The 13,646-nt window shown below is 71.8% G+C and carries 10 protein-coding genes; 5 read left to right on the plus strand and 5 right to left on the minus strand.

Annotation, left to right across the window (positions count from 1 at the left end):
• Window positions 1–324: 324 nt before the first annotated feature.
• Window positions 325–1,002, minus strand: a complete 678-nt coding sequence (locus D471_RS0120695) for a sirohydrochlorin chelatase (RefSeq protein ID WP_017600388.1) — start codon at window positions 1,000–1,002, stop codon at window positions 325–327.
• A gap of 765 nt (window positions 1,003–1,767) precedes the next feature.
• On the opposite strand from D471_RS0120695, the gene D471_RS0120700 reads away from it, so the two are divergent.
• The 3 genes from D471_RS0120700 (at window position 1,768) to D471_RS0120710 (ending at window position 4,430) form a co-directional block, all read left to right on the plus strand.
• Complete coding sequence (locus tag D471_RS0120700; protein WP_017600389.1) at window positions 1,768–2,580, plus strand: aminoglycoside adenylyltransferase domain-containing protein; 813 nt, start codon at window positions 1,768–1,770, stop codon at window positions 2,578–2,580.
• A 77-nt stretch (window positions 2,581–2,657) separates the two neighbouring features.
• Window positions 2,658–3,218, plus strand: coding sequence for a peptide deformylase (gene def, locus D471_RS0120705; protein ID WP_026127915.1), 561 nt, complete (start codon window positions 2,658–2,660; stop codon window positions 3,216–3,218).
• A 249-nt stretch (window positions 3,219–3,467) separates the two neighbouring features.
• Entirely contained in the window at window positions 3,468–4,430 is a 963-nt protein-coding gene (locus tag D471_RS0120710; RefSeq protein WP_017600391.1) for a coiled-coil domain-containing protein, read from the plus strand.
• A gap of 54 nt (window positions 4,431–4,484) precedes the next feature.
• Here D471_RS0120710 and D471_RS0120715 read toward each other — a convergent pair whose 3' ends face one another.
• A complete protein-coding gene (locus tag D471_RS0120715) occupies window positions 4,485–5,753 on the minus strand; it encodes an MFS transporter (protein ID WP_017600392.1) in 1,269 nt (422 codons plus the stop codon).
• A 73-nt stretch (window positions 5,754–5,826) separates the two neighbouring features.
• Complete coding sequence (locus tag D471_RS0120720; RefSeq protein WP_017600393.1) at window positions 5,827–6,621, minus strand: alpha/beta hydrolase; 795 nt, start codon at window positions 6,619–6,621, stop codon at window positions 5,827–5,829.
• Between the two features lie 246 nt (window positions 6,622–6,867).
• Between D471_RS0120720 and D471_RS0120725 the strand changes: the two genes are divergently transcribed.
• The gene (locus D471_RS0120725) at window positions 6,868–9,024 is read left to right on the plus strand and encodes an elongation factor G-like protein EF-G2 (protein ID WP_026127916.1); all 2,157 of its coding nucleotides are present in this window, start codon (window positions 6,868–6,870) and stop codon (window positions 9,022–9,024) included.
• A 20-nt stretch (window positions 9,025–9,044) separates the two neighbouring features.
• Here the strand turns inward: D471_RS0120725 and D471_RS0120730 are convergent, their stop codons facing one another.
• The gene (locus tag D471_RS0120730; protein ID WP_026127917.1) at window positions 9,045–9,812 is read right to left on the minus strand and encodes a M48 family metallopeptidase; all 768 of its coding nucleotides are present in this window, start codon (window positions 9,810–9,812) and stop codon (window positions 9,045–9,047) included.
• Between the two features lie 42 nt (window positions 9,813–9,854).
• Window positions 9,855–11,927, minus strand: coding sequence for an amidohydrolase (locus D471_RS0120735; protein ID WP_017600396.1), 2,073 nt, complete (start codon window positions 11,925–11,927; stop codon window positions 9,855–9,857).
• A 526-nt stretch (window positions 11,928–12,453) separates the two neighbouring features.
• Between D471_RS0120735 and D471_RS35365 the strand changes: the two genes are divergently transcribed.
• Window positions 12,454–13,614: an acyltransferase family protein gene (locus D471_RS35365; RefSeq protein ID WP_017600397.1), complete on the plus strand. Its 1,161-nt coding sequence runs from the start codon at window positions 12,454–12,456 to the stop codon at window positions 13,612–13,614.
• Window positions 13,615–13,646: the final 32 nt, after the last annotated feature.

Below are 13,646 nucleotides of genomic sequence, written 5' to 3' on the forward strand. Positions count from 1 at the left end.
CGACGCTGGCGGTCGTCGACGAACTGCGCTGTGACGTCGTTCATACATCCACCTTAGGTTCGCTCACGTCGACGCCGACCGGGGCCGAGCCCCCATCGCGGGCGGCGGTCGCGTGCGTGGCGACGACCCTCCTGGCCGGGGTCGGCGGCGGGGGACCGACATGTCGGGGTCATGAAAGGCCGCGACCTCGCGAGGGGTCGTACCCGAACCCGCTCCGCTCCGTGCGCCGGCCGAAGCGGAACGGATGTGGCTTCGTGGGTGCGGGGAATTCCCGCCCCTTGCCCTCATACCCATCCGCGCGGCCCGAGTAACGGTTCCCGGCGCTCAGACCAGCCGGCCCTTCGCCGCCCGGTGCTGGGCGAGAAGGGTGTCCACGACCAGGTCGGACGGCCATAGCGGCGCGGTGAGGGCGGTGACGTCCAGCCCCCGGAGCAGGTCGAAGTCGGGTCCGTCGACCAGCCGCCACGCGGCGACCGCGACGCGCTCACGTCCGTCGCGACGCAGACGGTCGACGGCGTCGAAGACCGAGGGGGCCCAGGTACGCAGGTATCCGACCTGGACCGGGGCGCTCAGGCGTCGGCTGAGCATGCGGGCCACGTCCATCACCACCTGGCGCTCCTCGGCTCCGGTGGTGCCGTCGGCCGCCAGGACCACACCGTCCTGCGGGCTCCAACCCGCCTCCCCGAGCCGCCCGGCGAGGTCGGCGACGATGGAGGGCACCGCGCCCAGGGGCGAGGTGTGGCAGGAGTTCTCCAAGTGGGCGAGGTCGAGCCGGGAGAACAGGTGTGCGCTGGCCACGTCTCCCCCTGCGACGAACGCGGGGACGACCACCTTGGGGCCCGGGACGGAACGGACCGCCGCGGCGACCTCGTCCGGGCTGCCGAAGGCCTGGGCCACGGGGGCCTCACCCCGGTCCGCCACCGCCTCGGCCAGGCCGCACAGGGCCTCCCGTCGGTGGGCGTCACGCGAATCGTCGGCTACGAGGACCATCGTGGGGACCATGTGCGGCTCCTTGGAATCGCTGTGAGGATCTGCCGTCTTCCGCGAGCGTAAAGCGGCCCAGTTTCGGGGGAGTGCCCCTGTGTTACGCCCGGGAAAACATCAGACAATGGCTGTGATGGTTATCACCAGAGGTTCTCTTGGTGAACCATAACAATCGCCGAAAAAACAGGGCGTGTCCACACCACCGCGGGGTGGCGTACGCCGCACCGCGATCCGCGCAGTGTGCCCGCCCCCAGGTCATCACCGACCTCCTTGGCCGCACCAGGCACGACATCCGACACCCGCGCGGAACCGGAGAATGAAACCGAGGGGAGAGGCCGTCGAATACGCTTCGTCCAAGCGAACGATTTGTCGGGAAAGTTCTCTAGAGAAAATCTCGGACAAATAAATTCAAATGCATATGCACGCGGCAGGTGCACGTGATTCCGAACGCGCGGACGGCCACCGCCCCCCACTGCCGAACGAGCACCCCCGCGCCGGCACACGAGGGTTCACCTCCGAGCCCTTGCACACGGAGAGCATCCCTGTCAAGGGTGCGCGCTCCCCTTCCACCCCGTAACCGCACACCACCTGACGTGTGGGGACAGGGGGCGAGTCCGGCGTGATCACTTGCCAACCCCCTTCACGCCAACCACACTTGACCTCGAACGGAGGACTTCCCAGATCACACCCACCACGGGAATCCCCCGGGTCGCCACGCCTCGGCCCCCCACCCCGAGCGGACACGACCCGCCGATCCACCGAACCATCCAGACTGGAGTAAGCATGGCCGTCCACCCTCGGGTGCAGACGCTGGCCCAGACCTTCCTCGCCCACGCGGACCGGACCGCCCCGGGTCTGGTCGAAGGGCTCTATCTGACCGGTTCGGTCGCTCTCGGCGACTTCCGTCCGCACACCAGCGACGTCGACTTCGTCATCGTCACCTCGCGCGCCCCGGAGCAGCCGGAGCTGGAGCTCCTGCGCCGCGCCCACCTACTCACCCGCGCCGACGTCCCCCGCCCCCAGTTCAACGGCATCCACGTCACCTGGGACGACCTCACGCGCGACCCCGCCTCCTGCGGCTCCGTCGCCTCGGTCATCGCCGGACGCTTCCGGGCGCGGGCCGGCAACGACGTCAACCCCGTCACCTGGCACATCCTCTCCGACCGCGGCGTCACCGTGCGCGGACCACACCCCCTCGAACTCGATGTGTGGGACGAGCCGGAGAGCCTGCGCGCCTGGTCCCTCGGGTCGCTCGACGAGCAGTGGCGCCGCTGGCGGGAGAAGGCGGGGCGCCTGGTGACCCCGCGCGGACTGGCCGTGCTCGGCTCCCTGGCCCCCTCCTGGAGCGTGCTCAGCGTCAGCCGCCTGCACTTCACGCTCAAGACCGGGGAGATCACCTCCAAGTCCGGTGCGGGCACCTACGCCCTGCACGCCTTCCCCGAGCGGTGGCAGCGCATCGTCAACGAGTGCCTGCGCGTCCGCCGGGGAGCCCAGGCCCCCTCCCTGTACGAGAACGCGCTCGCCCGGCGCCGGGCGGCCCTGGACTACATCGAGATGGTCCTGGACGACGCCCTGCGTCCCGGCCTGGCCGTCTGAGTCCCGTTCGCCCCGGGCCCCCGCCCCGTCTCCGTCCGTGGACGGAGGGCCGTCGGGCATGTCCTACTCTGATGGGCATGACCATGCGCCCCATCGTCCGGTTCGGCGACCCCGTACTCGTCGCCAAAACCACCCCCGTCACCCGGTTCGACCAGCACACCGAGGCCCTCGTCAAGGACCTGCTGGACACCGTGGAGGCCCCCGGCCGCGCCGGGCTGGCCGCCACCCAGATCGGGGTCGGGCTGCGTGTGTTCAGCTACAACGTCGAGGGGCGTTTCGGGTATGTGATCAACCCGAGCATCGCGGAGCTGTCCGAGGAGGTCCAGGAGGGCGACGAGGGCTGCCTCTCCGTCCCCGAGCTCTGGTACCCCACCCGCCGCGCCCAGCGCGCCGTCGTCACCGGGGTGGACCTGCGCAACGAGCCGGTCACCGTCGAGGGCACCGGGCTCATGGCGCGCTGCCTCCAGCACGAGACCGACCACCTGGACGGCATGCTCTACATCGACCGGTTGGACGCCGAGGAGCGCAAGCGCGCGATGCGTGACATCCGCCGCTCGTCCTGGTTCCTTCCCGCCGCCTCGCCCCCCTCCGCTCCGACCGGTGGCGCGCTTCCCAGCGCGTTCGGCGGCGGGGGCTGACCCACACCACCGCTCCGGAAGGGGACCCGTCGCGGGACCGACACTCCGGACCGCCGTTTCCCAGTGACGCGGGTGATACCAACGCATCCCGGTGGGAACGGGTATCTTCGGACACGGCCCCGCACCCGCCCCCACGGTCACGTGGAGCACCGTACAAGGCATGTCGATCCGTCCACCCCCGTCCCCCACGGCACCCCCACACCACCGTTGGCGAGGACGGACCGCGCGTGGACCGTCCCCGGAGCAGCCATGACACCCTCCTGTCCGCCCACCCCGCGGCGCGCCCGACGCCCCGCCCTCACCGTCGCCGCCGTCACCGCGGCGCTCATGGTCGCCCTTCCCCCGACCGCCGCGGCCGAGCCGGATGAGGTCGACATCGATGAACTGACGGAACGGGCGGAGGAGCTGGAGGAGTCCTACAACGGCGAACTGCTCCAGTTCAACGAGATCCGGGACCGGGTCGAACAGGCCGAGGAGGACCTGGCGGAGATCGGGGAGCGGCTGGACTCGTCCCGGAGCGGGGTGTCCGCGATCGCCGCCTCCCGGTACAAGACCGACGGCTTCCTCCCGAACCTCCAGATCGTCTTCTCCAGCGACCCCGAGCAGATGTACGCCGACGCCGCGACCGTCGCCTACATCAGTGAGAGCCAGTCCGAGCAGATCTCCGGCCTCGTCGACACCCACCGGGAGCAGCAGGAGGTGGCCGAGGAGCTGAACGAGGAGCTGGCCGAGGCCGAGGAGCTCATCGAGACGCTGGAGGAACAGCGTGACGAGGTCGAGGAGCAGATCCGGGAGTACGAGGAGTCCCAGGTCCCCGAGACCCCCGGGAACGGCACCATCCCCGACGGCGCCAGGGGCGGCGGCTGGGATTCCACCACGCCGCGCATGGCCGCGATCCGCGACAACATCATCATGGCCTACGGCGCGCCCTACCCCGTGGGCTGCTGGCGGCCCAGCGCCGACGACCACGGCGACGGCCGCGCCTGCGACTTCATGATGAGCTCCGGAGGCGCGATGCCCTCAGCGGAGAACCAGGCCCTCGGCGACCAGATCGCCCAGCACGCGATCAACAACGCCGCCGCGTGGGGTGTGGACTACGTGATCTGGCGCCAGCGGATCTGGCAGCAGAGCAACCCCCGGTGGGTGTTCATGAACGATCGCGGCGACAACACCCAGAACCACTACGACCACGTGCACATCAGCTCGTACTAGCGGTGTTCGTCCTGGTCTTCCGCTTCGCCTCGGCCCTCCGTCTCGTCGCCCGCCCTATCCGGCCCGAACGGGTCCTCCGGCGCGGGCGAGCGGGAGGGCCACCGCCAGCGCCACCGCCGTGAGCGCGAAGGCCGGTCCGTAGCCGAGCAGCTGGATGACCAGGCCCAGCCCCATCGCTCCGGCGCCGGCGCCCCCGTCGAAGCCGATGTTCCACACCGCGCTGGCCCGGCCGAACCCGGCCGGCCCGGCGCGGTTGAGCATGAGGGTGACCGTCTCGTTCTGCACCGCGCCGAACCCGAGGCCGAACACGGCCGCGCCACCCACCGCCAGGACCGCCACCCCGGCCCCCGGCTGACCGCCGCCGTCCTGCCACCACAGGGCCGCGCTCGTCAGGGCCGTCCCGACGACCGCGACGACCATGCCCGGCATGAGCAGGAGGCTCCGGCGGAGGCGGTCGTGCAGGCTTCCGGCGCTCCACCGGCCGATGACGACGCCCAGCGCGTAGGCCGCCAGCACCCCGCTGACCAGCCACGCGGCTCCCTCCAGGGGGATCGCCACGAAGGTGACGAGGGCGCTACCCGCCGACGCGGTCAGCAGCATGAGGACGAGCGGGGCGGCCAGCATCGAGAACGGCACGCGCCCGCCCGGGGCAGCGGGGCCCCGGCCGCGACCCGATCCCCGCAGGGCGGGACGGTTGCGGCCCCCGTCGGCGAACCAGACGCCCGCGGACAGCACACTGCCCGCCACCGAGCACAGACCGGTGATCCAGAAAGCGGTGTCGAACCCGAGGCTGAGCGCGACCCCCACACCGCCGGGCAGGATGAGGACCTGGGGCAGGCCGACGGCCAGGCCGTAGTAGCCCGTCGCCCGGCCCATCTGGTCACCGGGGACCAACCGGGCGGCCAGCGCGGTTCCGGCGACCGTGATCATCCCGAACCCGATCCCGCGCACGGCCGACACGGCGATGAGCGGCGCCAGGTCGGTCGTCACCGCGAAGAGCGGGGTGGGCGCGCCCATGATGAGCGCCCCCACCGGGAACGCCCAGCGGTACCCGCCGCCGCGTTCGAGCAGCCAGGGCATGCAGAGCTGGGTGAGCACGGTGGTGAGCATGAACGCCGTCGTGGTGCTGCCCGCGCCGAACTCGCCCGCCCCGCCGCGCGAGGCCCACAGGGGGACGAGCGGGAGCACCGCGGCGAAACCGGTCATCCCGACCGCCGTGGCCGCGATGAGCAGGGCGAACCCCCGCCCGCGCAGCCCGGGGAGTCCGTCAGGGGGCGATGCCGTCTCCGAGGGCTCCGAGGAGGACGAACGTGATCGGATCATCCGCCCTTTTTATCCCGGTTCGCCGCCCCTGTCGATGGCGTACCGGCCAGTCCCGTCACTCCGACCGGTCCCGTCACTCCGACCGGTCCCGCGCGGAGGTGAGCCGCTCCCGCAGCCAGTCCCGCAGCCGGGCGGTCAGCTCCGGCGTCACCGCGCGCTCCGCGTGGCCCATCCCCGGAACGATCCACAGTTCCCGCGGCTCCCGGGCCGCGTCGTGGATCGTGGTGGCGTGGGACACCGGGAAGTAGTCGTCGGCGTCGCCGTGCACGACGAGGAGCGGGGTCGGCGCGATGTCCGCCGCGACCTCGCGGGGCTCCGCCGGACGCGGATCCCACCGCTCGTCGGTCACCCGCACCTTGCGGACACGGCGGAGGAAGAACCGGCCGAGGGCGCCCTCGATGCCGAAGTGGAGCAGTCGCATCCGCCGGGTCCCCCTGTAGTACCAGCGGCTGGGTCCGCTCACTGCCACGGCGGCCGAGACGCCTCCGTAGATCGCGGCGTGGCGGACCACCACCGCGGCGCCCATGGAGAAGCCCACGGTGGCGACGGAGGTGTAGCCCGACTCCCGCAGGTGGGCCACGACCGCCTCCAGGTCGTGGATCTCGGCGTTGCCGACGGTGCTCAGACCGCCGGACCCGTGGTGACCGCGGAAGTCGAAGGTCATCACGTCGCCGACGGGGATGAGCCCCTCGGCGATCGCGCGGGTGTGGGGGCTGTGGTGGGTACCCGTGAACCCGTTGGCCAGGACCACGGCCGTGGTTCGGGGCTCGGACCCACGCCGCAGCACGGCGTCGATGCCGACCCCGTCGGAGGTGGTCAGCCAGAGGCGTTGGACCTGGGAGGGCGGATGGTCGATGGCGTCAGACACCCGACCATCGTGCCCGATCGCCACCGGCCTCCGACGACCGACCCCGGCGTGTCGCCCTCGACCCGTCACCACCCGCACCGGATCGGCCCCTTACCGACACACGAGGCATATCGGAACACGCGTGAGTGACCTCTTGTGGTGAACGACGTGACAAGCGAATGTGGAGAGTGTCACGGGTCACACCAGCGACGGTGTCCTCCGCTCTGGCGCGACCGGCAACCGACCCCGAAGGGCTGGGTGGTAGGGATGGTGGATCGAGCCGGAACAGTACCCAGGGCCGACAGGCCCGAGAACATCCGCAACGTCGTACTGGTCGGACCGGCCGGCGCTGGGAAGACGAGCCTCGTGGAGGCCCTTCTCCTGGCCGCCGGGGAGATCGGACGCCCCGGTCGCGTGGAGGAGGGCACGACGGTCAGCGACCACGACGAGGTTGAGATCCGGCAGAAGCGCTCCGTGAACCTCACCCTCAGCCCGATCATGGTGGGCGACGTCAAGGTCAACCTGTTGGACACCCCGGGCTACGCCGACTTCATCGGCGCGATGCGCGCGGGGCTGCGCGGCGCCGACGCCGCCCTCTTCGTCGTCTCCGCCCTGGACGGCGTGGACGGGCGAACCCGTGTCCTGTGGGAGGAGTGCGCCGCCGTCGGGATGCCCCGCGCGGTGGCCGTCACCAAGGTGGACCACCCGCGCGCGGACTACGACCAGGTGGTCGCCGAGTGCCAGGAGGCGTTCGGGGGCGGGGTGCACCCGGCCTACGTTCCCGCCGTGGAGGGCAGCGGCGACGCGCGCCACCTCGTCGGCGTCTGGGGCCTGGTGTCCGAGCGCTACCACGACTACTCCGGCGGTGAGGCCGCCGACCGCCCGGTACCCGACTGGCTGCGCGAGACCGCCGGGCCGCTCCGGGAGACCCTCGTGGAGGAGGTCATCACCGAGAGCGAGGACGAGGACCTCATGGAGCGCTACATGGAGGGGGGCGAGCTCGACCCCGACCGGCTCATCGCCGACCTCAAGGAAGCGGTGGCCGCGGGTGGGTTCCACCCGGTGCTGGCGCTCAGCCCGACGAAGGGCGTGGGCGTGCGCGAACTCCTCCGGGAACTACCGCTGTCGTGTCCCGACCCGACACGCCGCCCCTTCCCCGAGGTCGCCCGGCCCGACGGGCGTCCGGTGGAGGGGCTGTCCTGCGACCCCGACGGGCCGCTCGTGGCCGAGGTGCTCAGCACCACCACCGACCCGTACGTGGGCCGGATGAGCCTGGTGCGGGTGTTCTCCGGGACGCTGCGCCCCGACTCCGAGGTGCACCTGCACGGGCACGGAGTCCCGAGCGGCATGACCGGCACCGAGGAACACGACCGGACGGGCGCCGACGAGCGGCTGGGGGCGCTGTCGGTACCGCTGGGCCGGGAGAACCGCCCGGTGGGCGAGGCCGTCGCGGGTGACCTGTGCCTGGTCGCCAAGCTTCCCGCGGCCCGCACCGGGGACACCCTGTCCGACCGGGACCGCCCGCTGCGGGTGTCGCCGTGGCGCTTCCCGCAGCCTCTGTACCCGGTGTCGATCCGCGCCGCCTCCTCGGCCGACGAGGACAAGCTCTCGCACTCCGTCGCCCGACTGGTCGCCGAGGACCCGTCGCTGCGGGTGGAGGTCAACACCGAGACCCACCAGATGGTCATGTGGACGCTGGGCGAGGCGCACCTGGACGCGGCGCTGGACCATCTGGAGCACAAATACGGGGTCCGGGTGGAGACCGGCGAGGTGCGGGTGCCGCTGCGGGAGACCTTCGCCGCCAGGGCCCAGGGGCTGGGCCGCAACGTGAAGCAGAGCGGCGGACACGGCGAGTACGGGATCTGCAAGATCAAGGTGGAACCCCTGGCGTCCGGGGCCGGCCTGGAGTTCGTCGACGAGATCGTGGGCGGTGTGGTGCCCCGGCAGTTCGTCCCCTCCGTGGAGAAGGGTGTGCGCGCCCAGATGGCCGAGGGCGTGGACTCCGGGTACCCGCTCGTCGACATCCGCGTCACGCTCTACGACGGGAAGGCGCACTCGGTGGACTCCTCCGACATGGCTTTCCAGAAGGCGGGCCGCCTGGCGCTGAGGGACGCGGCCGAGGCGGGGAGGCTGGCGACGCTGGAACCGGTGGACGAGGTGTCCGTGGAGGTGGACGAGGCCTACCTGGGAACCGTGATGAGCGACCTGTCCGCACGGCGCGGCCGCGTGGTGGGCACGGAGACCGCTCCGGGCGGCCGGGCGGTCGTACGGGCCGAGGTGCCGGAACTGGAGATCACGCGGTACGCGGTGGAGTTGCGCTCGCTGTCGCACGGCACGGGTGTGTTCACCCGCTCCTACCTACGCCACGAACCCCTGCCGCCGCAGGTGGCGGCCAAGATCCCGCGCCAGGGGAACGGAGGGTAGGGCGAGGGCCCGAGGAAAACTCACAGCACCCTGCCCGGTCTGCTGCGGTCGGCCAGCGCCGCGAACCGGAACGTGTTGACCGGATGGCTGGAGAGCAGGTTGACCAGCAGGACGAAGAACCCGGTGTCGGTGGCGGCGCGCGCGGCGATGTCGTCGAAGTCCACCGCCTGGTACAGGTACTTGCCCGCGGCCAGCACGCGCAGCCCGTGCATGCCCTCGGGACAGTACTTGTAGGCGTAGTTGTCGGCGGTGTACTCCTGGGCGCGCCCGAGGGTCGAACCGACACCCGGGATCACCTGGGCGATGGACACGCAGAACTGCCGCCAGAAGGATGTGTGGCCCGCCGCGATGTGGCCGACCTCGTGGCCGATGACGAACCGCAGCGCGTCGGGGTCGGCCAGGCGTCCGCCGACCTCGAACAGGTCGCTGTTGACCGCCACGTACCTGCGCAGGCCGTGGCCGGACGCGAACGCGTTGAGCACGCCGTTGCCCAGCACGATGTAGGCCTCGGGCACACGCCGCATGTGGAACGCGGCGGCCGCCTCGACGACCATCCGGTAGGCCTCGGGGAACTGGGCCTCGGTGATGCGCACGCCGTTGACCCGCTGACGGGCGAAGAGCTGGCCGCGCACGAAGTACACGAGCGCGGGGACGCTGAGCAGCAGGAGCGGCTCGCCCGGGTCGCCGTCGCGAGCGCGGCTGAGCGCGCCCACGACGGCGAGCAGCGTGACGAGGCCGCACACCACGAGCAGGGGGATCTCCCGGGGGTGCCGTAGCGCCCTGCGCACACGGGGGTCACCCCACCGCCAGGGTGTCCCCCGCACGCGCGATCAGAGCCGGTACTCGGAGTCGGGCCGGTCGTCGTCGGGCCCCTGGGGCGGTGGGGCGTCGTGCGCACCTCCCCGTGGCGGGGGCCCCGAGAAGGCCGGTCCGGACGGCGGGCCCTGGACGGGCGGCGGGCCCTGGAGCGGGTCCTCGTCCAGGAACGCCGCCATGTCGGCGGACTGGGTGGACTCCTCGGCCTTCTCCGAACGCCACTCGTCGTCCTGGGCGTTCATCACCGAACGCATGTCGGCGTCGTGCGTGGCGTGCACCGGGTGCTCCTCGGAGGGGTCGTCCCACGAGGAGGCCAGGAACGCGCTGTCGTAGGCGTCGTTGCCGCCCTCGTGCGCCGAGGGCGCGGAGGGCCCGGTGAAGGACGTCGGGGAGTCCGGGCCGGGCCCGGACGACCGTTCCCCGTACTCGGGACGCGGCGCGCTCGGCTCGGGGGCGTTCCCCGGCGGCGGACCGGGGAAGGCGCCGCCCACGGGCGCGTTCACGGGCGGCGGGCCGGGGAACGGGTCACCCGTCTCCTCCGGCGGAGGGCCCGGGAAGGCACCACCCACAGGGGCGTCGACGGGCGGCGGACCGGGGAACGGCCCGCCCGAGTCCTCCGGTGGCGGGGCCGAGAGCCCGGCCGAGGGCGTCTCCTCGGCCGGCGGGGGGACCGGCACTCCGGCCGCCGCCACGGACGGTCGCGCGGTGGTCGGACCGCCCAAGGGCGCTTCCTCCGGGACCGGGGCGCCCAGCGGGGCCACCGTGGAACGCTCATCGCTCCCCAGGTAGGAGAGGGCCGCGACGGTGATCGCGGCGAGCCCGGCCCGGAGGGCGGGTTCGCGGGCGGGGGCGAAGAACGGGGAGTGGGGGCCGGGGACGTGGGCCATCTTCTCGTACGGGCTGTCACCGGGGGCGGCTTCCCACACGTCGTGCGGCGTGGCACCGACGAACCAGAGGACGTACGGGATGGGGTGGGGGTCGTCGGGCAGGCCGAAGCACCCGAAGTCCTCACTGCCCGTCGAGGGGTCCGGCAGGTAGATGACGTAGTCCTCGCCGAAGTAGGCCAGGTGCGCGGCGCCGACCGCCTGCGTGCTGGCGGCGTCGTTGTGGGTGACGCCGACCTTCTGGAAGGGCTCGACCTCCGGCTCGCGGGTGGCCCCGGAGGCGGCGGCCTCAGCGCGCACGATGCGCCCGATGGCCTCCTCCAACTGGGTGATGACGCCTTCGTTGAGCGCCCTGGTGTTGATCTCCAGGAAGGCCTCGTCCGGGATGATGTTCGCCTTGGTCCCCGCCTGGATCCGACCGACGGTGAGCACGGCCGTCTCCGCGGGGCTCACCTCGCGGGAGACCACGCTCTGGAGGCGGGTGACGATGTTGGCGGCGATGAGCACGGGGTCGACCGTGGTGTGCGGCGCGGAGGCGTGGCCGCCCTCGCCGTACACGCGCACACGGTAGGAGCGCGCGGCGCCCAGGATGACGCCGGCGCGGTGGGAGATGAGTCCGGCGGGCTGGGGTCCCAGGTGCTGGGCCAGGATGACGTCGGGGCGGCCGAAGCGCTCGAAGAGGCCGTCGTCGAGCATCGTCCGTGCGCCGTCGAGCGTCTCCTCGGCGGGCTGGGCGACGATCATCACCGTCCCGGACCACTCCTCACGGGTCTCGGACAGCAGGTCGGCCGCGCCGACCAGACAGGCGGTGTGCGCGTCGTGCCCGCAGGCGTGCATGACCGGGACCTCGGCGCCGTCGGCGTCCTGAGCGCGCGTCGTGCTGGCGTAGGGCAGGCCGGTCCGCTCCTCCAGGGGGAGGGCGTCCATGTCGGCGCGCAGCATGACGGTCGGGCCGGGGCCGTTGCGGAGGATGCCGACCACGCCGGTGCCGCCGACGCCCGTGTGCACCTCGTAGCCGGTCTGCGTGAGCCATTCGGCGACGCCGCTGGCGGTGCGCTGTTCGGAGTGGGAGAGTTCCGGGTTCTTGTGCAGATCGACGTAGAACCCCTCCACGAGCGGGAACAGCTCGTCGAGGAGTCGCATGACCACGCTCCCGTGCTGAGCGGCACGGTTGGGGTCCACCGCGTGCGGCACGGTTTCCACCGCCTTCTTCGTTCTCGACTGTGTGGGCGCTGCCCGCGGGCACTGCCGGGGGTCAGCCTATCGGCGCGCACGTCACCACCCCACACCGCGGCGGTCACCCAGGGTCCGCCCGGAGTGTCGGAAGGGTTAGGATCTGCACACGTACGGCCACCACCCCCTCGTGGCCGCATCCGCGCATCCGCCCCTCCTCCCGGGATCCGGCGGAGGCTCCGCGCCGCACCGAAGGGCGCGGCGGATTTGTGCGAACCCCTGGCATGACGCACTATGTCTCAGTAAGGTAACGCTGCACTTCCGGGTTCGCTCGGCCTTCCGGCACCCTTTCCGCGCCATCCCCCGGACGCGGTCCCGCGCACACGAGGACCGTGCTCGACCGGGCCCGCCGGAGCCGACGAACCCATGACGGTCCAAGGATCACACCCGGATCGGCTCGGTCTTCGCCGCTCGGCGCCGACGCCGCCCACGCGGCCTGGGGACCGTGCACCTGTCCCAGAACCAGTCAACTCGGAGTCCACTCGTGGCCCCACCCATGACCAGCCCGCCTTCTCGCGACCAGCACACGGGGCGGAACGCCACCACGTCGACCGGTGCTTCCGGCCCGAAGGGGACCCCCGCCCCCGGCAGGGACGCACGTCTGGACAACGCCAAGTTCATCCTCGTCGCCCTCGTCGTGGTCGGCCACGCGGTCCAACCGCTCACCGACTACGCGCCCGCGGGCGCCCTGTACTACTGGATCTACTTCTTCCACATGCCCGCGTTCATCCTGATCAGCGGGTACCTTTCGCGGAACTTCGACGCCTCGTCGAACCGCGTGGAAAAGCTCGTCCTGTCCCTGGCGATCCCCTACCTCATCTTCTGGACGGTCCACCAGACGATCTACGCCGTCGAGCGCGGGGGACTCCCGGAGTCCATGTCCGTCCTCAAACCCACGTGGACCCTGTGGTTCCTGGTGGCCCTGTTCCTGTGGCGGCTCAGCGTGCCCGTGTGGCAGCGGCTGCGCTGGCCCGTCGCGATCGCCGTGGTCATCTCGGTGTTCGCCGCCACCGCCGACCTCGGCACCACCCTGTCGCTGGGGCGTGTGCTCAGCTTCCTGCCCTTCTTCGTCCTGGGTCTGAGCCTGCGCAGGGAGCACTTCGCCCACCTCGACCGGTGGTGGGTGCGGATCTCCTCGGTGGTGGTCCTCGCCACGACCGCCGTCCTGGCCGTGCCGATCTCGGACCACCTGAGCCGGGACTGGCTGTTCTGGCGCGACAGCCTCACCGACCGCGACATCGACCCCCTGCTGCCGAGCATGGGCCTGCGGCTCGCGTTCATGGTGCTGGCCCTGCTGATGAGCGTGTCCATGCTCGCCCTCACCCCCAAGCGGCACACCTGGATGACGAAGCTGGGCGCCTACTCGCTCTACGTCTACCTGGGGCACTCGGTGGTGCTCCTGTTGCTCAAGAACACCGCCTGGTACGACGTCATGTCCGGCCCCCTGGGGATGGCCGCGTCCATCGCCCTGGCGCTCGCCCTCACCCTGGTGCTGTGCGCCCCGTGGGTGCGCGCGAGCCTGCAGTGGTCGGTCGAACCGCAGTTGACGTGGTTCCTGCGCGAGGACTCCGTACTCCGGGTGGACCGCCGCGACGGCGCCTCCGCCACGGGGACGGCACGGCGAAAACGGCGGCGGACCGGCGCGGAGGGCGCCTGACGACAGCGCACACGCGTGTGGCCCCGGGAGTC

The sequence above is a fragment of the Nocardiopsis lucentensis DSM 44048 genome (assembly GCF_000341125.1).
In the GTDB taxonomy this organism is placed as follows: domain Bacteria; phylum Actinomycetota; class Actinomycetes; order Streptosporangiales; family Streptosporangiaceae; genus Nocardiopsis; species Nocardiopsis lucentensis.